The organism is Lachnoclostridium sp. An76, assembly GCF_002161355.1.
GTDB lineage: Bacteria > Bacillota > Clostridia > Lachnospirales > Lachnospiraceae > Mediterraneibacter > Mediterraneibacter caccavium.
This window is the reverse complement of record NZ_NFHL01000001.1, coordinates 830,854-854,396: the sequence shown is the minus strand read 5'-3', so window position 1 is coordinate 854,396 and position 23,543 is coordinate 830,854. Positions and strand designations below refer to the sequence as shown.

Annotated in this window: 21 protein-coding genes and 1 CRISPR repeat array (1 of these 22 running past the window's edge); of the genes, 17 read left to right on the top strand and 4 right to left on the bottom strand. The window is 51.3% G+C overall.

Annotated features, from left to right (window positions below):
* Positions 1-1,396: a CRISPR direct-repeat array (repeat unit 33 nt; unit sequence GTCGCTCCCTGCATAGGGGGCGTGGATTGAAAC); it reaches 4,788 nt to the left of the window's first position.
* 223 nt (positions 1,397-1,619) lie between these two features.
* From B5G27_RS15950 to B5G27_RS03855, 3 genes are all read left to right on the top strand, one after another.
* Complete coding sequence (locus tag B5G27_RS15950; RefSeq protein WP_162611180.1) at positions 1,620-1,757, top strand: hypothetical protein; 138 nt, start codon at positions 1,620-1,622, stop codon at positions 1,755-1,757.
* 637 nt (positions 1,758-2,394) lie between these two features.
* Positions 2,395-3,021, top strand: coding sequence for a hypothetical protein (locus B5G27_RS03860; RefSeq protein ID WP_087177632.1), 627 nt, complete (start codon positions 2,395-2,397; stop codon positions 3,019-3,021).
* 108 nt (positions 3,022-3,129) lie between these two features.
* Positions 3,130-3,912: an alpha/beta fold hydrolase gene (locus B5G27_RS03855; RefSeq protein ID WP_087177631.1), complete on the top strand. Its 783-nt coding sequence runs from the start codon at positions 3,130-3,132 to the stop codon at positions 3,910-3,912.
* A 95-nt stretch (positions 3,913-4,007) separates the two neighbouring features.
* Here the strand turns inward: B5G27_RS03855 and B5G27_RS03850 are convergent, their stop codons facing one another.
* The 3 genes from B5G27_RS03850 to B5G27_RS03840 form a co-directional block, all read right to left on the bottom strand.
* Entirely contained in the window at positions 4,008-5,021 is a 1,014-nt protein-coding gene (locus tag B5G27_RS03850; RefSeq protein ID WP_087177630.1) for a helix-turn-helix domain-containing protein, read from the bottom strand.
* A 197-nt stretch (positions 5,022-5,218) separates the two neighbouring features.
* Positions 5,219-7,759 carry an ATP-binding cassette domain-containing protein gene (locus tag B5G27_RS03845; RefSeq protein WP_087177753.1) on the bottom strand — a complete coding sequence of 847 codons (2,541 nt, stop codon included), beginning with the start codon at positions 7,757-7,759 and terminating at the stop codon, positions 5,219-5,221.
* 11 nt (positions 7,760-7,770) lie between these two features.
* Positions 7,771-8,019, bottom strand: a complete 249-nt coding sequence (locus B5G27_RS03840) for a DUF6465 family protein (RefSeq protein WP_087177629.1) — start codon at positions 8,017-8,019, stop codon at positions 7,771-7,773.
* A gap of 313 nt (positions 8,020-8,332) precedes the next feature.
* On the opposite strand from B5G27_RS03840, the gene B5G27_RS03835 reads away from it, so the two are divergent.
* The 8 genes from B5G27_RS03835 (at position 8,333) to B5G27_RS03795 (ending at position 15,685) form a co-directional block, all read left to right on the top strand.
* Positions 8,333-9,247, top strand: coding sequence for an ABC transporter ATP-binding protein (locus tag B5G27_RS03835; protein WP_087177628.1), 915 nt, complete (start codon positions 8,333-8,335; stop codon positions 9,245-9,247).
* Positions 9,244-10,029, top strand: coding sequence for an ABC transporter permease (locus tag B5G27_RS03830; RefSeq protein ID WP_087177627.1), 786 nt, complete (start codon positions 9,244-9,246; stop codon positions 10,027-10,029). The genes B5G27_RS03835 and B5G27_RS03830 overlap by 4 nt, the downstream gene beginning before the upstream one ends.
* A gap of 235 nt (positions 10,030-10,264) precedes the next feature.
* Positions 10,265-11,470, top strand: coding sequence for a class I SAM-dependent rRNA methyltransferase (locus tag B5G27_RS03820; protein ID WP_087177625.1), 1,206 nt, complete (start codon positions 10,265-10,267; stop codon positions 11,468-11,470).
* Positions 11,471-11,579: 109 nt separating this feature from the next.
* Positions 11,580-12,464 carry a branched-chain amino acid ABC transporter permease gene (locus B5G27_RS03815; RefSeq protein WP_087177624.1) on the top strand — a complete coding sequence of 295 codons (885 nt, stop codon included), beginning with the start codon at positions 11,580-11,582 and terminating at the stop codon, positions 12,462-12,464.
* A 9-nt stretch (positions 12,465-12,473) separates the two neighbouring features.
* Positions 12,474-13,562, top strand: a complete 1,089-nt coding sequence (locus B5G27_RS03810; RefSeq protein ID WP_242958223.1) for a branched-chain amino acid ABC transporter permease — start codon at positions 12,474-12,476, stop codon at positions 13,560-13,562.
* Positions 13,562-14,320, top strand: coding sequence for an ABC transporter ATP-binding protein (locus B5G27_RS03805; RefSeq protein WP_087177623.1), 759 nt, complete (start codon positions 13,562-13,564; stop codon positions 14,318-14,320). Before B5G27_RS03810 ends, B5G27_RS03805 begins: the two co-directional genes overlap by 1 nt.
* A gap of 15 nt (positions 14,321-14,335) precedes the next feature.
* Positions 14,336-15,046: an ABC transporter ATP-binding protein gene (locus tag B5G27_RS03800; RefSeq protein ID WP_087177622.1), complete on the top strand. Its 711-nt coding sequence runs from the start codon at positions 14,336-14,338 to the stop codon at positions 15,044-15,046.
* 15 nt (positions 15,047-15,061) lie between these two features.
* A complete protein-coding gene (locus B5G27_RS03795) occupies positions 15,062-15,685 on the top strand; it encodes a cytidylate kinase-like family protein (RefSeq protein WP_087177621.1) in 624 nt (207 codons plus the stop codon).
* An 81-nt stretch (positions 15,686-15,766) separates the two neighbouring features.
* Here B5G27_RS03795 and sigK read toward each other — a convergent pair whose 3' ends face one another.
* Complete coding sequence (gene sigK / locus B5G27_RS03790) at positions 15,767-16,393, bottom strand: RNA polymerase sporulation sigma factor SigK (RefSeq protein WP_087177620.1); 627 nt, start codon at positions 16,391-16,393, stop codon at positions 15,767-15,769.
* Positions 16,394-16,770: 377 nt separating this feature from the next.
* Here sigK and B5G27_RS03785 point away from each other — a divergent pair, with 377 nt between their 5' ends.
* The 6 genes from B5G27_RS03785 (at position 16,771) to B5G27_RS03760 (ending at position 23,263) form a co-directional block, all read left to right on the top strand.
* Positions 16,771-18,315 (top strand): YifB family Mg chelatase-like AAA ATPase, encoded by a 1,545-nt coding sequence (locus tag B5G27_RS03785; RefSeq protein ID WP_087177619.1) that lies wholly within the window; start codon positions 16,771-16,773, stop codon positions 18,313-18,315.
* Positions 18,312-19,418: a DNA-processing protein DprA gene (dprA, locus tag B5G27_RS03780; protein WP_087177618.1), complete on the top strand. Its 1,107-nt coding sequence runs from the start codon at positions 18,312-18,314 to the stop codon at positions 19,416-19,418. The genes B5G27_RS03785 and dprA overlap by 4 nt, the downstream gene beginning before the upstream one ends.
* A gap of 16 nt (positions 19,419-19,434) precedes the next feature.
* Positions 19,435-21,510, top strand: a complete 2,076-nt coding sequence (topA, locus tag B5G27_RS03775; RefSeq protein WP_087177617.1) for a type I DNA topoisomerase — start codon at positions 19,435-19,437, stop codon at positions 21,508-21,510.
* Positions 21,511-21,630: 120 nt separating this feature from the next.
* Complete coding sequence (codY, locus tag B5G27_RS03770; protein WP_087177616.1) at positions 21,631-22,410, top strand: GTP-sensing pleiotropic transcriptional regulator CodY; 780 nt, start codon at positions 21,631-21,633, stop codon at positions 22,408-22,410.
* Positions 22,411-22,427: 17 nt separating this feature from the next.
* Entirely contained in the window at positions 22,428-22,754 is a 327-nt protein-coding gene (locus B5G27_RS03765; protein WP_087177615.1) for a hypothetical protein, read from the top strand.
* Between the two features lie 221 nt (positions 22,755-22,975).
* Positions 22,976-23,263, top strand: a complete 288-nt coding sequence (locus B5G27_RS03760) for a co-chaperone GroES (RefSeq protein WP_087177614.1) — start codon at positions 22,976-22,978, stop codon at positions 23,261-23,263.
* Positions 23,264-23,543: the final 280 nt, after the last annotated feature.

Below are 23,543 nucleotides of genomic sequence, written 5' to 3'. Positions count from 1 at the left end.
TTGTCGCTCCCTGCATAGGGGGCGTGGATTGAAACTGATATCTTCCTCATGCGTCTTGCGAATTTTCTCGATGTCGCTCCCTGCATAGGGGGCGTGGATTGAAACAGGATATACGCTCCATCCCCAAAGATGCCCTGATGGTCGCTCCCTGCATAGGGGGCGTGGATTGAAACGCCTGATAATTTGTGATCATGGTGTTGTGTGACTGGTCGCTCCCTGCATAGGGGGCGTGGATTGAAACTTCCAGCGGTACGACTAGTACGATTAACTCTAGCGGGTCGCTCCCTGCATAGGGGGCGTGGATTGAAACCACCGTGGTTCACTCCTTTCACAGAACAGGGTCAGTCGCTCCCTGCATAGGGGGCGTGGATTGAAACGATATCCCAGTATCGGTACGACTGCCGGATCCCTGTCGCTCCCTGCATAGGGGGCGTGGATTGAAACAAAGATCATTACTTGACGTGCTATATAATCGGGGGAGTCGCTCCCTGCATAGGGGGCGTGGATTGAAACACAAAAACCTCTTGACTTTTGCATATCGGTATATTGTCGCTCCCTGCATAGGGGGCTTGGATTGAAACCATATCAACGACGGTTTCACTGTTGACGAGTTGAACCGTCGCTCCCTGCATAGGGGGCGTGGATTGAAACTTTCGACGGATTAAATCCGCCTTCTTCTGCCCGTTGTCGCTCCCTGCATAGGGGGCGTGGATTGAAACATCTTAAAATTAAGTATACTGCTGAAAAGCTAATGGTCGCTCTCTGCATAGGGGGCGTGGATTGAAACTGTATAATCTCTAGTTGAACGTATGTCGTCTTCTGTCGCTCCCTGCATAGGGGGCGTGGATTGAAACATCCGTATCACTTGCAGGGATCGGGCGTGTATGGTCGCTCCCTGCATAGGGGGCGTGGATTGAAACACAAAAACCTCTTGACTTTTGCATATCGGTATATTGTCGCTCCCTGCATAGGGGGCTTGGATTGAAACCATATCAACGACGGTTTCACTGTTGACGAGTTGAACCGTCGCTCCCTGCATAGGGGGCGTGGATTGAAACGGTATCAAATGGCACATAAAGCTCATTTGCGTATGTCGCTCCCTGCATAGGGGGCGTGGATTGAAACGTCAACGAGCGTCCGGCGATGTTACCCTGAGGCGGTCGCTCCCTGCATAGGGGGCGTGGATTGAAACCTCGTGTATTTGAGCAGTCTGTTGAGTCTCTTACAGTCGCTCCCTGCATAGGGGGCGTGGATTGAAACATCATTCAGGAGATAACCCTCTGGCGCTTTTGTCGTCGCTCCCTGCATAGGGGGCGTGGATTGAAACGCCCTGGCCATCCCCGGGATGCCCAGCGTTACTTTTGTCGCTCCCTGCCGTGGGAGTATGGATTGAAACCATATACTATGAATCGATACGTAATAGCAAAAAAGACCTTATCGTGAATTCTTTTCAAAGAATAGTGGACTTCCAGAGGTATACATATCGAAAGTGTAGGAATGTGTTCATAAATGAAAAAGAATTATATGGAGGGGCGAAGCGTTTTGAATCAGATTATGGCATGTCATCATCATTCCGCCGGCTTTGTAAAGGGAAGCTGATATAGGAGCAGGCCATTATATTGTTAAGGCATGAGCACCTGAAATACGGATTGATGAATAAGATAGACATGCTATATGATGAAGCGTATGAGCTGGCACAGCGTAAGTATAATTATAAGACGGCTCTGGAAAAATTCAAAAAGAAGAATGGATTGTAGAATGGAAGTGAGTGTGTGGTAAGAATTGAAAAGTTGGAGATGACGGATTCGGCAGCAAGGTATAAATATTACCCAGAAAATTCTGATGGTAGTGGAATTGTTGCACTAAATAGGAATACAGGGTAGAGAATCTTAGAAGAATCTCTCGCAGGTTATGGCAATATTTAGGCAGCACATGCACTTCGCCAGATAGAAGAATATCAAAGGAATGGGAAGTCCCAGGAAAAAGATACAATTGTATGGTACTGATACCACCAATCAGAAATGGCTGGTGGCATTTTTACGCATATTTTTAGGAAAAGTATAAGAATAAATGATTTGGGGTCTGTCGTTCTCTGTATGAAAGCATGGATTGAAACAGAAGAATTTCCCGTGGGCGTGCTTATCTGAGGATAGTGTTTCTCTCAACAAGGAACGGGAGAAACACCATGAGGAATTAAGAAAGCGGGGAAGCCCTTTGATCCATCCAAAAGATTAGGAGCCTCCCTGTTGCGTGTTCAGCAGAAAGCAGGATATAATGTATCGGGAAGAAGCCACATCAGCTCAGAATATTATTAATAGAGGTAATGTCAATAACAAATTTATTGACTATGTTTTATTCTATTTATAAGAAATCCGATCATGGGGGAGGAAGGGAATGAATAAAGTTCTGGATTACTTTTCAATAGAAGGTGCAGTAGGAGGCAGCCAGGAATGGTTCAGGAATGTAGTCATGTATATTGGGGGATGCGCTGCTGCCACAGCATGTGACTGTTGTATTTATCTGGCACTGCACCGGGGACTGACGAAGCTTTACCCATATGATGTTCATAAGCTGACGAAAAAAGATTATATTAATTTTTCTATGAAAATGAAGCCCTTTCTAAAACCCAGAGTAAATGGGGTGAATAAACTTTGGATGTTTACGGAAGGGCTTGGAAACTATCTGTCTGATGTGGGTGAGCAGCATATCTCTATGGAAGAATTTCCCGGATCAGAAGACCTGCGGGCAGCGGAAGAATTTATCAGACAGCATATTAACAGCGGATATCCCGTACCTTATCTTTTGCTGAAACATAAAAATGAATACTTCAAAGACTTTGTGTGGCACTGGTTTCTGTGTTATGGTTATGAAGAGAAAGCGGATGGTATGTGGATCAGAGTCGCAACTTATGGCAGGTCGCATTCATTATTGCTCAGGGATTTATGGATGACCGGATATGAAGAAAAGGGAGGATTAATAGGTCTGAAATCTTTCGATGTTTGTAAAAAGAATTGCGGCTGATATTGAGTATGCCTGTGCAAATAAAAGAAAGATCAGTATAATAATTTGGGAAATAAACCCGCTGCAGGGTTCAGCGACAGCTGTTTTATTGAATGAGGAGAAAGAAGCATGGTGCGTTTACACGGAAATGCTCCGTACAAATACGTCCTGGTCCATGGCGGACCCGGGGCTGTTGGATCGCTGAGAGGATTTGCGGAAGAATTGAGCAGATCATCTAAGGAAGGCGTTGTGGAAGCAATCCAGTCAAAATACTCGATCGATGGACTGATCGAAGAGTTATACTGTCAGATCAGGGAAAACTGTACGGACAGGGTTTTCCTGATCGGACATTCCTGGGGTGCGTGGCTGTCGGTGCTGACGGCTGAGCGGTATCCGGAAGTTGTGGAAGCCATGACCCTGGTTGGCTGCCCTCCTCTGGAAGAGGAGGATGTCCCGGAGATCATCTCCCGCAGACTTAAGAACCTGCAGGGAGAGGCGCGGGAAGTATTCCAAAGGCTGTTGGATAACAGAGCGGATGACGAGGATATGAAGAGACTTCCGGCAGTGTTGGAGCAGGCAGATAACTACTGCATTGATAAGAAAAACATATACAGCATGGGAAAAACAGACGGAAAAATGTATAACAGTGTATGGAATGAAGCTGAAAAACTCCGGGCTGACGGGAAGTTGCCGGAGTCATTTAAAAAAGCAGGAAATGCAGGGAGCAGGATCTGCCTGATACAAGGGGCATGTGATCCGCATCCGGCAGACGGAGTCATACGCCCCCTGGAGAAAAACCATGTTAAATGCGAAGCTTATATTTTAGATCAATGCGGGCACAGCCCGTTCATGGAAAAGTATGCCAGAGAAGAGTTTTATGAGATAATACGAAAGATATGCAAAAAGCGGTAAGTCCAAAACGGATTTACCGCTTTTTGCCCGGCGGGTATATGTTATGTTTACCTGGCTGCATGGACCTGCAGGCGCAGCGCAGACAGGATAAGCCGCTATTTACGTTTCTTATGGTACGCTTCGCTGACGCCGAGCACCGCGGCGAACAGCACTGCCGCGGAGGGCCAGATGATCCATGTGCGGTGCCATTCCATTGTGTGGAAACTCCAGCCGAGGTAAACTGCTGTGACGATACACCAGTACACCGTGGTAATGATTTCGTTTCTTTTGTCGGCTAATTTCTTGTCACGGCTGTAATCGCCCTCTTCGAGGAGCTTCTGGAAGGAGCCGAAGATCACGCAGGTGCGGACCAGAAAAAATGCGCCCGCTGATACAATGACCAGACAGAAGATGACCCCGAAGATCGCAAGCATCCCTTCTTCGTCCAGGACGCCCAGCACAAATACGGGGACTGCGCTGAGGATGCAGAGCACTACGCCGATGACAAGGGAGATGCCGTGGGATGGCTCATATCCTTTTTTGCGCTTTTCTACCACACCTGTCACACCGTAGGCGAGTTCGATCGGTTCTTTTTCCAGATACTCAAAACGCTCCGTCTTCCTCGCATACCAGATGAAAATCGATACTGCCGCAGCGACCATTACCAAGAGTACGGTAAAGCCGGCTGCCACAGCCAGAGCCTCCGGGAGAATATATCCGCCCTCTTCGTCGGAAAGCCCGCCGAGGAGGATCATGAGGATCGGTGAAAGGATACACAGAGAAACCCCTGCCGCGACTTTCGCCGCCATATCTTGTGTGATATCCATAAATGTATTTGCTTCTTCCAGAGATACTGTCCTTATATCGCCGCTGCTGTCCGCATCCGGGATCGTGTCCGGTGCGGCGTACGTTATGGCTTCTTCGTCCGGCCCGTCGGAATCCTTAAGGAGATAATCCGTGCTGACGCCGAAAATTTCACTCATTTTCAGGATCTTATCAAGATCCGGGATCGAGGATGCGCTCTCCCATTTGGAGACAGACTGCCTTGATACGCCGAGCTGTCCGGCAAGTTCTTCCTGGGACCATCCGTTCTTTTTTCTTAATTCTGCTATTTTATCTGCTAAGATCATCTGTTTTCCCTCCTGCATTTGTAATTGGTCTGTCCGTATGCGCAGTACGTTTCAGTGATTTCAGCATAACAGAACCAGTGGGCGCATGCTACCAAGCGGGCTTGAAAATTTGTCAACCGGCGGTTGCGGACGCGGTTTTTCAAGATTTTTTCGGAGCTTTTGCGGTAATTAAAATCTGATAAGCAAGAATAAAATTTCTATAAAAACTTTCCAGTAACACTCGCGGAGGATTCCCGGATTTCTTCCGGCGTCCCTGCCGCGATGATCCTTCCGCCGGCCTCCCCGCCGCCGGGGCCCATGTCGATCACATAGTCAGCGTCCCGTATCACATCCAGATCGTGCTCGATAACGATCACTGTAGCGCCGCTGCCGATCAGCGTCCGGAAGACGCTCATGAGTGTCTGCACATCCAGCGGGTGCAGGCCGATGGTGGGCTCGTCGAAGACAAACACAGAGTCAGACTGTGCCTTCCCCATCTCACTTGCCAGCTTCAGGCGCTGCGCCTCGCCGCCGGAGAGGCTGGGCGTCTCTTCCCCGAGCGTCAGGTATCCCAGTCCCAGGTCCTGAAGGACCTGCAGGCGCTGGCTGACAGTCTTCAGGTGTCCGCACGCTTTCAGCGCGGAGCTGACGTCCATTGCCATCAGTTCCGGCAGGGACCAGGAGGAGGCTTCTTTGTTCTTTTTATCGACATACTTGATCCGCTGTGCGTCTTTGGAGTAACGTGACCCCCGGCATTCGGTGCAGGTGATCTTTACATCAGGCAGGAACTGTACGTCCAGGCTGATCACGCCCGTGCCGTCGCAGACCGGGCAGCGCAGCTTCCCAGTGTTGTAGGAGAAATCCCCGGCTTTGAAGCCCAGCTCCTTTGCGTCCTGCGTCCGGGCAAAGAGTTTCCTCAGCTCATCGTGCACATTGGCGTAGGTGGCGACAGTGGAGCGGACATTGATGCCGATGGGAGTGGCGTCGATGAGCTTTACCTGACGGATTCCTTCCGCCTCGATGGAGCGGACGTGCTCCGGCAGCTTCTTCCCGTTTATCAGAGCCTGCAGGCCGGGGATCAGGGTCTCCAGGATCAGCGTTGTCTTGCCGGAGCCGGATACGCCTGTGACTGCGGTCAGCTTCCCCTTGGGGATCTCTGCGTCTAATGGCTTCACAGTGTGGATCGGTCCGGTGGAGAGACAGATCCGGCCCTCGGAAAATAATTGTTCCGATGTTCTTTTTGCGACATCCGGATGCCTCTCACATCTCCCTCGGATCTCGGGAAAAATCGTGGAAGAACTCCCGGAAGACCTGAAAGAGCCGGAGAGAAACGGGCCGATCCGGGAATCCTTATTCCTGCAGATCTCATCGACCGTGCCCTCCGCGATCACATGTCCGCCGTCAGCGCCGGCTCCAGGGCCCATCTCAATGATCCAGTCAGCCTCTGAGAGGATCTGAGTGTCATGGTCCACAAGGATCACGGAGTTGCCGTCCGCGATCAGATCATGCATGACGCCGGTCAGCCCTGCAATATTCGATGGATGCAGGCCGATGGACGGCTCATCCAGCACGTACAGGACGCCGGTCGTCCGGTTGCGGACAGCGCGGGCAAGCTGCATTCTCTGCCTCTCGCCGGTGGAGAGTGTGGAGGATGCCCGGTCCAGAGTCAGATAGCCCAGTCCCAGGTCGAGGAGACGCTTCGCCGCGGTCTGGAAAGAGGCGCAGATGCTTTCCGCCATGGGGCGCATCTCTTCCGGGAGAGAAGCGGGGACGCCGCGGACCCATTCCGCCAGGTCAGAGAGCGTCATCCGGCATGCTTCATCCAGAGAGATGCCCATCAGCTTCGGCGCACGCGCCGACTCGGACAGGCGGGAGCCGCCGCAGTCCGGGCAGACGTCTTCTTTCAGAAATTTTTCGACGCGTTTCATGCCCTTTTCGTCTTTTACTTTGGAAAGAGCGTTTTCTACGGTGTACACGGCATTATAATAAGTGAAATCAAGTTCGCCTGCCTGGTTGGATTTTTTTGCTTTGTAGAAGATATGCTTTTTCTCCGCGGGACCGTTGTATACGATCTCTTTTTCCTCTTCGGTCAGTTCGCGGAAGGGCACATCCGTGCGCACTCCCATCGCCCGGCAGACATCTGTCATCAGGGACCACATCAGAGAGTTCCAGGGAGCGACGGCGCCCTCGTCGATGGTGAGCGACTCGTCGGGCACAAGGGTAGAGCGGTCTACTGTGCGGACAGTCCCCGTGCCGTCGCAGGTGCGGCAGGCGCCCTGGCTGTTGAAGGCGAGTTCTTCTGCGGACGGAGCATAAAAGTGAGCGCCGCATTCCGGGCAGATCAGCTCCTGACCCGCCGCGACAGCAAGTGTGGGCGCGTGATAGTGCCCATTCGGGCACCGGTGGCTGGCAAGCCGGGAGTACATGAGGCGGAGACTGTTGAGGAGCTCGGTCCCTGTGCCGAATGTACTGCGGATGCCGGGGACTCCCGGGCGCTGATGGAGGGCAAGGGCAGCGGGGACATACAGAACGTCGTCCACGTCAGCCTTCGCAGCCTGGGTCATGCGCCGCCTTGTATAGGTGGAGAGGGAGTCCAGATATCTTCGGGAACCTTCCGCGTAGAGGACACCCAGGGCGAGGGAAGATTTGCCGGAGCCGGATACACCGGCGATGCCGACGATCTTCCCGAGCGGGATGTCCACGTCAATGTTTTTCAGATTGTGGACCCGCGCGCCGCGGATCAGCATTTTATCGATCATATACGGTCCTTTCACAGAGCGATGGAATTGCTCCCTCCGGCGCATGTATAGTAGGCTTTGTTTTCCTCGGGCTTTACATAGATGCGGAGATCCTTCGGGTCCATCTCTTCTGCTTCGCATTTCTCCAGGATCAGTTCCTTCAGCTCTGGCATGCTGTATTCGCGGTCCTGATACTGAAGGTACAGCGTACAGTTCAGTTCGGTGCGTTTTGTTTTTGTACCTGCAGTTTTACGCGTTGTTTTGGCTGTTTGTTTTTTCATGAGAAATACCCCTTCTTTTCATATTTTAAATTCTTCGGGCAGGATGCCCTTCCATATTATATACTGCGCCGGATGAGAAGTCAAAAAAAGCGGCGGATCGGTGTTGACCGAAAAGGAAGAAAGTTTCCTGAAAGTTGATTTTTCCCGGGCAAAATTAAGCGCGGCTCCATTGTAATCCGCAGGCGGCCGTCGTACAATACCATCAAAAGTACATGCTTCCGATAAAACAGGTTACGAGTTCTGCTCGTACTCAGGAACAGTGTTGGAAATTGAAAACAGGTAAGGACAGAGAAATCCAAAGGAGTACAGAGAAATGAACGCTGTTGAATTACACAATCTATCAAAAACTTATCCCGGCGGGAAGCAGGCGGTCCGGGACGTCAGCCTGTCTTTGGAACCGGGGGAGGTGTTCGGATTCCTTGGGCCTAACGGGGCGGGGAAGACGACGACGGTGAAACTGCTGAACGGGATGCTCACGCCCACAGAGGGGACCTGCCGGGTGCTGGGCGCGGACCCGGCGCGGGAGCCGGAAAAGGTACATGCAGTCTCAGGAGTCGTCACGGAGCATGCCCGGATGTATGATAACCTGACCGGGATGCAGAACCTTATTTTCTATGCAGAACTTTTCGGGCTCCCTGCGGACGAGGCGGCAGGGCGCGCGGAAGCGCTGCTGCGGGAGATGGAGCTTGAGGAAGCGAAGGACCGGAAGCTGGCGGCGTGGTCCACGGGCATGCGGCAGAGGCTTTCCCTTGCCCGCGCCCTGATCCACGGCCCGAAGATCCTGTTCCTCGACGAGCCGACTTCCGGGCTTGATCCGGAGAGCGCCCAGAATGTCAACCGCATGATCCGGGAGATGGCAAGGAACAGCGGGATCACTGTGTTCCTCTGCACACATCAGCTTCGGTATGCACAGGAAATCTGTACCCGCTACGGGCTGATAGAAGAGGGGCAGCTCCTGGCGTCAGGGACGCTGGATGAACTGCGCGCGGAGACATTTTCCAGGATCACACTTCAGATCCGCGCGGGCAGCATGCCGCCGGGAATGGGATTCCGCCGGACCGGCGCTCTGGAATACGAGACTTCGATCCGCTCCGAAGAGGAGATACCGGAGATCGTCCGCCGTATCGCGGCAGCCGGAGGGGATATTTATAAGGTGGAGGCAAAACAGCCGGACCTGGAAGAAATTTATTTCGCGCTGACCGCGCCGGGAAGGGAGAGACTGCAATGAAAAATGCGGAAAAAGCAATCATCAAAAAAGATATCAGGGGAATTACGTCGAACAAGAGACTTTTTATCCCCCTCTGGATCGTTCCCCTGATGATGACAGTGGTCCTTCCATCCATTTTTATCTGTGCGGTGCATTTCGCCACGGACGACCCGGACGTTATGTCCCTTCTGGAACTTCTGCCGGAGTCTGCCCGCACAGGGAACGTTGAGCTGGTCATTGCAGGGATGATCTTTAACAATATCCTCCCTGCGTTCTTCCTGATGATCCCGATCATGGCAGCTTCGATCATGGCGGCAAGTGCATTTGTGGGAGAGAAAGAAAAATACACGCTGGAGACGCTTTTGTACTGCCCGCTGTCCGTGAAGGAAATCTTCCGGGCAAAGGTGCTGTCATCCTTTCTGCTGAGCATGTTTGTGTCTCTTGTTTCGTTCGCGGTGATGCTGGCGGTCCTGGAACTGGAAGCGGTCTTCCTGATGGGACACCCTCTTATCCCGGGGGTGGGCTGGGCGATCGTCCTGTTCCTGCTCTCTCCGGCAGTCTCGCTGATCGCGGTGACCCTGATCGTGAGAAATTCCGCAAAGGCACAGAGCGTGGAAGAATCCCAGCAGAGCGCGGTATTCCTCATCATACCGGTGATCCTTCTGGTGGTGGGACAGTTCGCGGGCGTAATGCTCCTGAATGTGTGGATACTGCTGGGACTGGGCGTGCTGTGCGCGGCGCTGGCATGGATGCTGCTCCAGCGGGCAGTGAGGCGCTTTACTTATGAAATGCTGCTGAAATAATGAGAGTGGGCGGGGACTGCGGCGAAAGCGCGAGTCCTGAAGAAAATGCCCCGGACGGCTGTGGGAGATATGCAGGCGGTCCGGGGCATTCCCTGTATGGGCATGGTTCACAGAGCAGCGCCCGGCAGCTCTCTGTGAGGCATTTTTTCTGTGACGGGGCAGGAGAACTGTGGTATGATATCTTTCGGAAACTGCCGAAGAGAAAATAAAGTGAGGATCGACAGGAGGAAGAGTTATGCCGAATGCAGTTGTTACATTAAAGAAAGGCGCGGGGCGCACATTAAAGCAGGGCGGTCCCTGGATCTATGATAATGAAGTGGAAAGTATTATGGGGAGCTTTACGGAGGGGGATATCGTGCTCGTCCATGATTTTGACGGGTATCCCCTGGGACGGGGATTTGTCAACCGCAATTCGAAGCTGACCGTCCGTATGATGACAAGAGACCGGGATACCGAGGTGGACGAGTCTTTTCTCCGCATGCGGGTGAAGAATGCGTGGGAGTACAGGAAGAAGGTCATGGATGATATCTCGAGCTGCCGCGTGATCTTCGGGGAGGCGGACTTTCTGCCCGGGCTTGTGGTGGATAAGTTCGCGGACGTGCTGGTCGTGGAATCCCTGGCGCTTGGGATCGACCGGTTCAAGGGGATGATCGTTGATATCCTGAAGGAGCTGATGGAGGCGGACGGCATCCATATCCGCGGCGTGTACGAGCGGAGTGACGCGAAGGTGCGCGAGCAGGAGGGCATGGAGCGCATCAAGGGCTTTATCGGCGAACCGTTTGACACGAAGGTGGAGATCGTGGAGAACGGCGTGCGCTACTACGTGGACGTAAAAGACGGACAGAAGACGGGATTCTTCCTGGATCAGAAATATAACCGCCGGGCAGCGGCGAAACTGTGCAGAGGCGCGCGGGTGCTGGACTGCTTTACCCACACCGGCTCTTTTGCCCTCAATGCCGGGCTGGCCGGGGCGGAGCATGTGCTTGGCGTGGATGCTTCAGAGCTGGGCGTGGCCCAGGCGCGGGAGAATGCGGCGCTGAACGGCCTTTCCGACCGGGTGGAATTTATCTGCGAGGATGTGTTCGACCTGCTCCCGAGACTGGAAAAGCAGGGGGAGAAGTTCGATGTGGTGATCCTGGACCCGCCCGCGTTTACCAAGTCCAGAAGCTCGATCAAAAAAGCGGTGAAAGGATACCGGGAGATCAATCTGCGTGGCATGAAGCTGGTAAAGGATGGCGGTTATCTGGCGACCTGCTCCTGCTCGCATTTCATGGATCAGGAGCTTTTCACTAAGACCATCGGGCAGGCTGCGCAGAATGTGCATAAGCGGCTGCGGCAGGTGGAGTTCCGGACACAGGCGCCGGATCATCCGATCCTGTGGGGAGCCGGGGATTCATATTATTTGAAGTTTTATATCTTCCAGGTGTGTGAGGAGAAGTAGGAGAGAACAAAAACCGAGCACACTCGATTTTTTTATTGCTATCCCCTGTCCCCCTGTGATATAATCGAAGTAATGTCAACAATAAGATAAAGAAATGGAAGGAATGAGTATGAGCTTTATATCTTATTTAATCAATGGATTGAGCCTTGGAAGCGTCTATGCGATCATTGCCCTCGGATATACCATGGTATACGGTATCGCAAAGATGCTGAACTTCGCTCACGGTGATGTCATCATGATCGGCGCATATGTGGCGCTTATCTCTATGACCCAGGCGGGTATGTCGCCGATCATCGCAATACTGATCGCGGTCGGTGTATGTACGCTGCTCGGTGTGGTGATCGAGAGGATCGCCTACAAGCCGCTGCGAAATGCGTCGTCATCACTGGCAGTGCTGATCACTGCCATCGGTGTGAGCTACCTGCTCCAGAATGTGGCGCTTCTTGTATTTGGCGCGAATGCACAGACGTTCCCATCTGTGATCAAATGGAAAGGACTGTCGCTGGCAGGCGGAAAGCTGAATATTTCCGGGGAGACGGTCGTGACTATCGTTGTCTGCCTGATTATCATGGCAGTGCTGATCACATTCGTGCAGAAGTCAAAGCCCGGACAGGCGATGCGCGCTGTCTCCGAGGATAAAGGCGCAGCACAGCTCATGGGGATCAATGTGAACGGAACGATCGCCCTTACTTTCGCGATCGGCTCCGCGCTGGCGGCTGTGGCCGGAGTCCTGTTATGCTCCGCTTATCCGAGCCTGACGCCTTACACAGGCGCCCTGCCCGGTATCAAAGCGTTTGTTGCCGCAGTATTCGGCGGGATCGGCTCGATCCCGGGAGCGTTTATCGGAGGGCTTCTCCTCGGAGTGATCGAGATTTTCGGAAGGGCATATATCTCCTCTCAGATGGCGGACGCGATCGTGTTTGCTGTCCTGATCATTGTGCTGCTTGTAAAGCCTACCGGACTTTTAGGTAAGAAGATTCAGGAGAAAGTGTAGGTGGATGATATGCAGAAGACGATGAAAAATAAAATCAGTACTATGAACAAAAATACGAGAAAGAATCTGCTCACCTACGCAATTGTCATCGTGGCATTTGCAGTCATGCAGACGCTTATCAGTACGGGCAGCGTATCCAGCCTGCTGGAAGGGCTGATGGTGCCGATCTGTATTTATGTGATCCTTGCTGTTTCGCTGAACCTGGTGGTCGGTATCCTGGGCGAGCTGAGTCTGGGGCATGCGGGCTTTATGTGCGTGGGCGCGTTCGCCAGCGCGTTCTTTTCGAAATGCATGCGGGACGTGATCACAGTTGACATTGTCCGCTTCCTTCTGGCGCTCCTGATCGGTATCGTGGTGGCGGCAGTGTTTGGCATCCTGATCGGCATCCCGGTACTCCGCCTGAAAGGGGATTATCTGGCGATCGTTACGCTTGCTTTCGGTGAGATCATCAAGAACCTGGTCAATGTCCTGTATATCGGAAAAGATGAGAATGGTTTCCACTTCTCCACAAAGGATGTGATGGCGCTGGACATGGAGCCGGACGGTACGGTGATCGTGAACGGGCCGCAGGGGATCACGGGAACGCCCAAAGACGCCACCTTCCTGATCGGATTTATTCTGATCCTGATCACTCTGTTTATCGTGCTCAATCTGATCAATTCCAGGGATGGCCGCGCGATCATGTCGATCCGTGACAACCGGATCGCAGCAGAGTCGATCGGTATCAATGTGACGAAATATAAACTGATGGCATTTACAGTTTCAGCAGCGCTTGCAGGCGCGGCGGGTGTACTCTATGCGCATAACCTGTCTACCCTGACAGCGAATACAAACAACTTCGGATACAACCAGTCGATCATGATCCTCGTATTCGTCGTGCTGGGCGGTATCGGAAATATCAGGGGATCCATCATCGCAGCGACGATCCTGACCATGCTTCCGGAACTTCTCAGAGGCCTGCCGGTATCAGATTACCGCATGCTCGTCTATGCGATCGTGCTGATCGTTATGATGCTCTTTAACTGGGCGCCAAAGGCGATCGAGTGGAGAGAGCGTTATCTCAGATTCGGAAGAAAGAAAAAGGAGGCTGTGCAATAATGGCATTACTGGATGTAAAAAATCTCGGCATTTCATTTGGCGGTCTCCGCGCGGTGAATGCATTTGATATTTCAATCGAAAAAGAAGAGCTGTACGGCCTGATCGGGCCGAACGGGGCGGGAAAGACAACGGTCTTTAACCTGCTGACCGGAGTGTATAAGCCGGACAGCGGGAAAGTCATCCTGGATGGTCAGGATATTACCGGAAAGAAGACCATTGATATAAGTAAGGCGGGAATTGCCAGGACATTCCAGAATATCCGTCTCTTTAAGAAACTGAGCGTGCTGGATAATGTAAAGGCAGGACTCCACAATAAACATCATTATTCCACGCTGGAAGGGATCCTGCGTCTGCCGGGATACCGCAGGGTAGAGCGGGAGATGGATGAGAAGGCAATGGAACTGCTCAAAGTGTTTGACCTGGAAAAGTACGCGCACGTAGACGCGGCGAACCTTCCGTACGGTCAGCAGAGAAGGCTGGAGATCGCGAGAGCCCTGGCGACAGAGCCAAAGCTTCTTCTGCTGGACGAGCCGGCGGCCGGCATGAACCCAAATGAGACGGGCGAGCTGATGGATATGATCCGTTTCGTCCGTGAGGAATTCCATATGACGATCCTTCTGATCGAGCATGATATGAAACTGGTAAGCGGCATCTGTGAGAGACTGACCGTGCTGAATTTCGGAGAGGTGCTCTCTCAGGGCAGGACATCGGATGTCTTAAATGATCCGCAGGTCATCACTGCATATCTTGGAGAATAGGAGGAGACGTGAATTATGGCAATGCTTGAAGTAAAAGATCTTGAAGTATATTACGGTGTGATCCAGGCGATCAAAGGCATCTCCTTCCATGTCGATAAAGGGGAAGTCATCGCCCTGATCGGAGCCAACGGCGCGGGCAAGACAACGACCCTGCACACAGTGACAGGGCTGATCTCGCCGAAAAACGGACACGTACTGTTCGAGGGAAAAGACATCACAAAAGTGCCGGCGCACAAGATCGTGTCCATGGGAATGGCGCATGTGCCGGAGGGGCGGCGTGTGTTCGCGGAACTGAGTGTGTATGAAAACCTGAAGATGGGCGCATATACAAGAAAAGATAAAAATGAGATCGAGGAGAGCCTGAAAAATGTCTATAAGCGTTTCCCACGTCTGGAAGAGAGAAAGAACCAGATGGCCGGGACGCTCAGCGGCGGCGAGCAGCAGATGCTCGCGATGGGGCGGGCGCTCATGTCAAAGCCGAAGATCATCCTCATGGATGAGCCTTCTATGGGACTTTCTCCGATCATGGTGAATGAGATCTTTGACATTATCCGTTCGGTGAGCGAGAGCGGCACCACGGTGCTCCTCGTTGAGCAGAATGCAAAGAAAGCGCTCGCCATTGCGGACCGCGCGTATGTCCTGGAGACTGGAAAGATCGTTCTCGAAGGGAAGGCAAAAGACCTTCTTGAAGATGATTCTATTAAGAAAGCTTATCTCGGAGAATAAAGGAGGCGTGTCCCTATGAAAAATATTGTGATCACTATCTCAAGGCAGTACGGGAGCGGCGGGAAGACGATCGGCGCGATGCTTGCCCATGAACTGGGGATCAACTGCTACAGCCGCGAGATCCTGCGCATGGCGTCAGAGGACAGCGGGATCAATGAAAGACTTTTCGGCATGTCTGACGAAAAGATCCGCCGTGCCGGCTGGTTCCGGCTCCTGAGCCGGCCTTATGAGGGCGAACTGCTCCCGCCGGAGGACAAAGGCTTTACGTCTGATGACAATCTCTTTAATTATCAGGCTAAGATCATCAAGGACCTGGCGGCAAAAGAATCCTGTGTCATCATCGGAAGATGCGCGGACTATGTGCTGAAGGATTATCCGAATGTGATGAGCGTGTTTATCCATGCGGACAGGAAGTTCTGTCTGGACCGCGCTATGGAGCGCCACAGCATGACTGAGAAAGAAATGGAAAAGTACATCCAGAGGATCGATGAGTACAGGAGCGATTTCTACCGCTATCACACAGGTCATGAGTGGGCGGACGCAAGGAATTACGATCTCTGCCTGGACAGCGGAAAGCTGGGATTCGAGAAATGCGTGGAAGAGATCAGATCCTATATGAAAATACGCTTTGAGGAGTAGAGGAGCTGGACTTTCAGGGGAACTTGCCGATCGGATAAACGTCCGAAAACCGGAAGGCTCCCCTGCTGCATAAATGCAGATTTAATCGTCCCGGAAGTGATCCCGCAGTTTTTCTACCGCGCTCTTCTCGATCCGTGAGACGTAAGAGCGGGAAATCCCTAACTGTCTGGCGATTTCCCGCTGGGTGTATTCTTCTCCGTTATAAAGACCATACCGCATTTTTAAAACGAGCTTTTCTCTCGGGGAAAGCTCGTTTTCGACTTTTTCGTAGAGTTTCTGGATGTTTTCTTTGAGATAGATCTTTTCAGGGACATCGGCCTCGTCGGTCTCTATGATGTCATAAAGTTTGATCTCATTCCCCTCCCGGTCTGTTCCTATGGGTTCGTACAGGGAGATTTCTTTTGCAGATTTCTTTTTGGCACGCAGGTGCATGAGGATTTCATTTTCCACACACCGCGATGCGTACGCGGCAAGCCGGTTCCCTTTCTCCGGGTTGAATGTGACGACCGCCTTGATCAGTCCGATCGTCCCGATGGAGAGCAGGTCCTCAGGGTCTTCTTCCAGGTTCTGATATTTTTTGATCACATGGGCCACGAGCCTTAGATTCCGTTCGATGAGGATGTGCTTTGCATTGAGGTCTCCCTCTGTATATCTCTGGATGTAATACTTCTCTTCCGAAGCGGTGAGAGGACTGGGAAATGATTTCAAGACGGCACCTCTTAGCACATTTGATATAGTGTATGAAAAAAGACAAAGGTACGTGCTTTTCCAACTAAAAGAAGGACAGTATATGGGGAAAGCAGTATGGACAGAAAAAGCAGCAGGGACGGGTGAGAAGAGCAAAAGGCGGTTATCTGAAAAAAGAGTATATTAATACCCGCATATCAGGTATAAAGTCGTTCTGCATTGACACTGGCCAGTGTGTGGGCTATTATAGACATACATTCCCGGGGATATCTTTCCCGGTAATCTCACTCCAAAAGAGTGTCTGGCCGTATCGGCCGGAAATCCAGTTATTTATTGAAAAAAGTGGTGTTTTATTCGGTAAATTTACGGAGCAGGGAACTCATAGGAAAGGAGTACAGATGAGTTTCAGTACAATTTTATCCGCTGCCATCGACGGGCTGGGAGTGGAGCTTGTCCGCGTGGAGGCAGATGTATCAAACGGTCTGCCCATGTTCCATATGGTGGGATATCTGTCATCAGAGGTAAAAGAAGCAGGGGAAAGGGTGAGGACTGCGATCCGGAATTCCGGATTCGACTATCCGGCAAAGCGCACAGTCGTTAATCTGTCGCCGGCTACACTGAGGAAAAGAGGAGCCTCCTTTGACCTGCCTATCGCAGTAGCGATACTGGCATCTCTCGGACAGATCCGCCCGGAGGCGGCCGGAGGATATCTGATCACAGGAGAGCTGGGGCTTGACGGGAGAGTGAGGAAAGTACCCGGAGTCCTGCCTGTTGTAATGGAGGGGAAGAAAAAAGGCATAACCCGGTTTATCGTACCGGCAGAGAACAGATCGGAAGGTTCTCTGGTGAAAGGTGCAGACGTGATCGGTGTGGGGAACCTGGAGGAGGTTGTCAGCATCCTTTCAGGAGGCAGGCGGCCGGAGAACAGGAAAGAGACAGGTGTTAGAGACGAATGGGGAGAAGAGATCCCGGATTTTGCAGATATCAGGGGACAGGAAAATGTAAAGCGAGCGGCGGAGATAGCTGTGGCGGGAGGACATAATCTTCTGATGATCGGTCCTCCGGGGAGCGGAAAATCTATGACCGCGAAATGCATTGCGGGGATCCTGCCGCCGCTGGATATGGAGGAAAGCCTGGAGATCACTAAGATATACAGTGTTTTGGGGATGCTGGATGAGAAGGAACCGCTTATACGCAGAAGGCCTTTCCGCGAAGTGCACCACACAGCAACCAGAGCAGCCCTGATCGGAGGCGGGATAGTCCCGCGACCGGGTGAGATCAGCCTGGCGCATGGAGGAGTCCTTTTTCTGGATGAACTGCCGGAATTTAGAAAGAGTGTGATCGAAGTCCTCCGGCAGCCTCTGGAAGAAAAGAGCGTACAGATATCAAGGAACTATGGAAATTACAGGTTCCCGGCGGATTTTATGCTGGTGGCGGCGATGAACCCGTGCCCGTGCGGATGCTATCCGGATATGAAAAAGTGTACATGCACACCTGCACAGATCCATATGTATTTAAGCAGGGTCAGCCGTCCGTTCCTTGACAGGATCGATCTGTGCGTGGAGGCGCCCAGGGTAGAATACCGGTATCTGGCTGAAGAAAGGAAGGGGGAGTGCTCGGCGGCAATAAGGAAGAGAGTGTGCCAGGCACGCGAAATACAGAAAAGGCGTTATAAAGGGACAAAAATAACGACAAATTCTACGCTTCGGGGAAATGATGTCCAGAAATACTGTGTGCTTGGGGAAAAGGAACACGCGTTGATGGAACAGGTGTTTACAGTAATGGGGCTGACCGCCCGGGCATACCACCGTATTATAAAAACTGCCCGTACGATCGCTGACTTGGAAGGCGAGGAAAAGATCAGGGAACGCCATTTGAAAGAGGCGGTAGGATATCGTGTGGTAGATGAGCGATATTGGCAGAGACAGGAGGTAAGGCTGTGAAATATGAATACTGGCTGGCGGACCTGAATGGGATACCGCTGAGTAAAAAAATACTGCTCAGGAAGTGTGTCAAAGCAGCAGAGGAACTATATTATATGGAAGAAACACAGATGAGGAAATTTGAGTTCTTGGATGAAGGAGAGCGAAATACAATACAGCAGGCGAGGAAACAAGGGGATCCGGGGGCTGAATATGATGCGATGGTAAAAAAGGGGATCAGGTTTGTGCCGTGGTTTTCGGATGAGTATCCGAAGTGCCTGAAGGAGATAGCAGACTATCCATATGCACTCTATGTTAAGGGAAGCCTGCCGGATGAAAAGTCCAGGAGAGCAGCTGTGATAGGTGCGCGCAGATGTACTCCCTATGGTGAAAAGTATGCGGTTGAGTTTGCCCGTACACTGGCAGGCATGGGGGTAGAGATCATCAGTGGAATGGCGAGGGGGATCGACGGGATGGGGCATCGCGGAGCGCTGTTAGGCGGCGGGAGGACTTATGCTGTGCTCGGGTGTGGAGTAGATGTATGTTATCCAAAAGAGCACATTGGGCTGTATGTTGATATCCTTGAGCAGGGCGGAGGGATCCTGTCTGAATTCCCGCCCGGTACAGCGCCTCTGGGCAGGCACTTCCCTGCGCGTAACCGGATCATCAGTGGTCTTGCCGATGCGGTGCTGGTGATGGAGGCGGGGCGGAAAAGCGGTTCTCTTATCACAGTGGATATGGCTCTGGATCAGGGGCGTGATGTGTATGCTCTCCCGGGGCCTGTGAACAGTCCGTTAAGCGATGGCTGCAACCGTCTGATCCGCCAGGGAGCGGGGATCCTGCTGTCTCCTGAGTCGCTCGCGGAAGAGTGGGGGCTGAGCGGAAAAGGCGTACAGCCAGGCGGGAAAGCCTCGGCCAAAAAGGATGGCAAAAATGAAAAAGTGCTTGAAACGAAAGAAAAATTGGTGTATAGTTGTCTCGGTTTGTATCCCAAGGGCGTGGATCAGGTGGCTGCGGAGACAAAGCTGGATATTAAAGATGTCATGGAACTGCTGGTCACTCTGGAATTGGAGGGATACATCAGAGAAATATCGAAAAATCAGTATATCATAGCCCGGTGTTAATGGAGGATTTAGATTTATGGCACATTATCTTGTTATCGTGGAGTCTCCTGCAAAAGTAAAGACGATCAAAAAATTTCTGGGAAGCAGCTATACGGTAGCCGCGTCCCAGGGACATGTGCGTGATCTGCCAAAAAGTTCGCTGGGGATCGACATAGAGCATGATTATGAACCCAAATATATTACGATAAGGGGAAAAGGAGATATCCTTGCCGCGTTGAGGAAGGAAGCCAAAAAGTCTGATAAAGTCTTTCTCGCAACTGACCCTGACCGGGAAGGTGAGGCAATCTCCTGGCATCTTGCGGCGGCGCTGAAGCTGGATAAGAAAAAGATGCGCCGGATCACATTTAATGAGATCACGAAAAATGCGGTCAAGGCGTCTTTGAAAGCGCCGCGTGATATTGATATGAACCTGGTGGACGCCCAGCAGGCGAGGCGTGTGCTTGACCGTATGGTCGGATACCGTATCAGCCCCCTGCTCTGGGCAAAGGTAAAGCGCGGGCTGAGTGCGGGACGTGTGCAGTCAGTCGCCCTGCGCCTGGTAGCAGACAGAGAGGATGAGATCAATGCATTTATCCCGGAAGAATACTGGACGCTGGATGCAGTGCTGAAGATCAAGGGGGAAAAGCGGCCTCTTACGGCAAAGTTCTACGGTACGGATAAGAAAAAAATGACCATCCATTCAGAGGATGAACTGAATGAGATCTTAAAAGCGACGGAGAACGCCGAATTCAGGATCACGGATATCAAAACGAGCGAACGGATCCGCAAGGCACCTTTGCCGTTTACTACCAGTACGCTTCAGCAGGAGGCGGCAAAAGCGCTGAACTTCGGGACACAGAAGACAATGCGTATCGCACAGCAGCTCTATGAGGGGATTGACATCAAAGGAAACGGGACAGTCGGTGTGATCACCTATCTGCGTACAGATTCCACCAGGATCGCGGATGAGGCGGATGCTTCTGCGAGAGAATACATTTCTTCTGTGTATGGAAATGAATATGCAGCGGCGGGGCAGGAGTCGAAAAATGACGGGAAGAAGATACAGGATGCCCATGAGGCGATCCGCCCGACGGATATCAGCAGGACGCCTGCTTCTCTGAAGGAATCTCTCACACGGGATCAGTTCCGTCTCTATCAGCTTATTTGGAAGAGATTTGCTGCGAGCCGTATGGCGCCCGCGCGCTACGAGTCTACATCTGTAAAGATCGGAGCGGGGGAGTACTGCTTTACAGTGTCAGCGTCCAAACTGCTGTTTGAAGGGTTCCGCTCGGTATATACAGAGGCTGACGAGGAGAAGGAAGAGAGCAATGTGCTCGTAGGAGGGCTGAGCATGGATTCTGTGCTCACAAAGGAGAGCCTTGATCCGAAGCAGCATTTTACACAGCCGCCGGCACATTACACTGAGGCGAGCCTTGTAAAGACGATGGAAGAGCTCGGAATCGGACGCCCCAGTACGTACGCGCCTACGATTTCCATTATCCTGGGACGGCGCTATGTGACAAAAGAGGCGAAGAATCTTTATATCACAGAGATCGGAGAGGTCGTCAACAATATAATGAAACAGTCTTTCCCGAGCATTGTTGATGTGAACTTTACGGCAAATATGGAAGGGCTCCTCGATATGGTAGAGGAAGGCAAGGTCGAATGGAAAGAGATTATCCGTAATTTCTATCCGGATCTGGATGAAGCGGTAAAAAAGGCTGAGGAAGAACTGGAAAGCGTAAAGATCGAGGATGAGGTTACAGATGTTATCTGTGAAGAATGCGGCAGGAATATGGTCATTAAATACGGCCCCCACGGAAAATTCCTTGCCTGTCCCGGCTTCCCGGAATGCAGGAACACGAAGCCGTATCTTGAGAAGATCGGAGTGCCCTGCCCGGTCTGCGGCAAGGATGTGGTCGTCCGAAAGACGAAAAAAGGCAGAAAATATTACGGATGTGAGGATAATCCGGAATGTGAATTTATGTCCTGGCAAAAGCCGTCTTCGGAAAAGTGCCCGGAATGCGGCGGATACATGGTGGAAAAAGGAAATAAGCTTGTCTGCGCGAATGAAAAATGTGGGTATGTGACGGGCATCGACCGAAAAAAATAGTAAAACAATGACGAAATTGTATTGCTATTCTGAAAATTGTGTGATAGCATAAATGTGTATATTACTATAAAAGGATTTGTGTATACAATTGCATGTGATGAATGGTATTCGGAGGAAATAATGAGCGTACAACTATTAGACAAAACAAGAAAGATCAATAAGCTGCTTCACAACAATAACTCGAGCAAGGTGGTATTTAATGATATCTGTGCTGTGCTTACCGAGATACTTGATTCTAATGTGCTGGTAGTCAGCAGAAAAGGGAAAATACTCGGAGTGAGCAAATGCCCGTCTGTCAGGGAGATCCATGAACTGATCACGGAGTCCGTCGGCTCACATATCGATGCCATGCTCAATGAGCGGCTTCTGAGCATTCTTTCTACCAAGGAGAATGTAAACCTTGAGACGCTCGGTTTTTCTGCGGATGCGGTCCAGGGATGCCAGGCGATCGTCACTCCGATCGATATTGCGGGGGAAAGGCTTGGAACACTGTTTATTTATAAGCAGGATTCCACATATTCTATTGATGATATTATCCTCAGCGAGTATGGGACCGCGGTTGTCGGGCTGGAGATGCTCCGCTCTGTAAATGAGGAAAACGCAGAAGAAACAAGAAAAGAGCATATCGTGCAGTCTGCGATCAGCACGCTGTCATTCTCAGAGCTGGAAGCGATCATACATATTTTTGATGAACTTGGCGGAACAGAAGGGATACTGGTGGCCAGCAAGGTGGCAGACCGCGTGGGCATCACACGCTCGGTTATTGTCAACGCACTGCGCAAATTTGAGAGTGCGGGCGTGATCGAGTCCCGGTCTTCCGGAATGAAGGGGACTTACATTAAAGTCTTAAATGATTATGTGTTCACAGAACTTGAAAAGATCAGGAAAGAGCGCATGTAGTCTGGAGGGTGACGGCAATGTATGAAGGCAATCCTGTTGACCTGCGGATGGAGAAGACAATTTCCGCAGATGGAATCTTTGATGAGGCGACCAGACAGTGCAGGGTATACAAATATGATCCGGAAGAGGATAATATTTATCTTGAACTGAAAGAAGATGAACTTACAGTAATTTCTCTGGATGCAAAATACCGCTGCTATATCTCTACGCGGACAGAACTCCTTTACTGTACCGGTGTTGTAAAAGAAAGATATTGTAAGGAAGACCGGAAGATATTAAAGTTTCGGATCGAAAATGGGTTCTATAATGTCTATGAAGGCAGAAGGATGACAAAGCGCGCCTGAGCGGCGCGCTTTGTTTTTGTGAAAAAAGTGTGAACGGGGTCAGACCCCTCCGGGTTGAAAATTCTGACAATTTTCCTGGCAGGGGTCAGACCCCGTTCACATTTATAAAAACCTTATAAACCAGGTTGACAAATGGAAATGGGAGTGCTATTTTATATTCATGAGGTTTAGCACTCGTAAGAAATGAGTGCTAACAAAGAAAAGCTTAAGGAGGAATTACAATGAAGTTAGTACCGTTGGGTGACAAAATTGTTTTAAAACAGTTAGAAGCAGAAGAGACAACAAAATCCGGTATCGTACTGCCGGGACAGGCAAAAGAGAAACCGCAGGAAGCAGAAGTTATCGCTGTGGGACCTGGCGGAAATATAGATGGAAAAGAAGTTGTAATGCAGGTGAAACCGGGCGACAAAGTGATTTATTCCAAATATGCAGGAACAGACGTAGAGCTCGACGGTGAGGAATATATCATCGTAAAACAGAACGACATCCTCGCAATCGTAGAGGCATAAAACACTTAGCGAGGTATTTTCGAGCTTAGTGTTTTAGCCGATACTCCGAGCAGAGGCGAGGAGGATCATCCACAGACACTTAGCGAGGTACTTTCGAGCTTAGTGTTTTAGCCGATACTCCGAGCAGAGGCGAGGAGGATCATCCACAGACACTTAGCGAGGTACTTTCGAGCTTAGTGTTTTAGCCGATACTCCGAGCAGAGGCGAGGAGGATCATCCACAGACACTTAGCGAGGCTATTTTGAAACAGACAGTCAAAGAATAATATAAGGAGATGTAT

What these genes read in the sequence shown, in the direction of transcription:
- B5G27_RS03860 (WP_087177632.1), top strand. Translation starts at nt 2,395, where the DNA reads ATGAATAAAGTTCTGGATTACTTTTCAATAGAAGGTGCAGTAGGAGGC.
- B5G27_RS03855 (WP_087177631.1), top strand. Translation starts at nt 3,130, where the DNA reads ATGGTGCGTTTACACGGAAATGCTCCGTACAAATACGTCCTGGTCCAT.
- B5G27_RS03850 (WP_087177630.1), bottom strand. Translation starts at nt 5,021, where the DNA reads ATGATCTTAGCAGATAAAATAGCAGAATTAAGAAAAAAGAACGGATGG.
- B5G27_RS03845 (WP_087177753.1), bottom strand. Translation starts at nt 7,759, where the DNA reads ATGATCGATAAAATGCTGATCCGCGGCGCGCGGGTCCACAATCTGAAA.
- B5G27_RS03840 (WP_087177629.1), bottom strand. Translation starts at nt 8,019, where the DNA reads ATGAAAAAACAAACAGCCAAAACAACGCGTAAAACTGCAGGTACAAAA.
- B5G27_RS03835 (WP_087177628.1), top strand. Translation starts at nt 8,333, where the DNA reads ATGAACGCTGTTGAATTACACAATCTATCAAAAACTTATCCCGGCGGG.
- B5G27_RS03830 (WP_087177627.1), top strand. Translation starts at nt 9,244, where the DNA reads ATGAAAAATGCGGAAAAAGCAATCATCAAAAAAGATATCAGGGGAATT.
- B5G27_RS03820 (WP_087177625.1), top strand. Translation starts at nt 10,265, where the DNA reads ATGCCGAATGCAGTTGTTACATTAAAGAAAGGCGCGGGGCGCACATTA.
- B5G27_RS03815 (WP_087177624.1), top strand. Translation starts at nt 11,580, where the DNA reads ATGAGCTTTATATCTTATTTAATCAATGGATTGAGCCTTGGAAGCGTC.
- B5G27_RS03810 (WP_242958223.1), top strand. Translation starts at nt 12,474, where the DNA reads ATGCAGAAGACGATGAAAAATAAAATCAGTACTATGAACAAAAATACG.
- B5G27_RS03805 (WP_087177623.1), top strand. Translation starts at nt 13,562, where the DNA reads ATGGCATTACTGGATGTAAAAAATCTCGGCATTTCATTTGGCGGTCTC.
- B5G27_RS03800 (WP_087177622.1), top strand. Translation starts at nt 14,336, where the DNA reads ATGGCAATGCTTGAAGTAAAAGATCTTGAAGTATATTACGGTGTGATC.
- B5G27_RS03795 (WP_087177621.1), top strand. Translation starts at nt 15,062, where the DNA reads ATGAAAAATATTGTGATCACTATCTCAAGGCAGTACGGGAGCGGCGGG.
- B5G27_RS03785 (WP_087177619.1), top strand. Translation starts at nt 16,771, where the DNA reads ATGAGTTTCAGTACAATTTTATCCGCTGCCATCGACGGGCTGGGAGTG.
- topA (WP_087177617.1), top strand. Translation starts at nt 19,435, where the DNA reads ATGGCACATTATCTTGTTATCGTGGAGTCTCCTGCAAAAGTAAAGACG.
- codY (WP_087177616.1), top strand. Translation starts at nt 21,631, where the DNA reads ATGAGCGTACAACTATTAGACAAAACAAGAAAGATCAATAAGCTGCTT.
- B5G27_RS03765 (WP_087177615.1), top strand. Translation starts at nt 22,428, where the DNA reads ATGTATGAAGGCAATCCTGTTGACCTGCGGATGGAGAAGACAATTTCC.
- B5G27_RS03760 (WP_087177614.1), top strand. Translation starts at nt 22,976, where the DNA reads ATGAAGTTAGTACCGTTGGGTGACAAAATTGTTTTAAAACAGTTAGAA.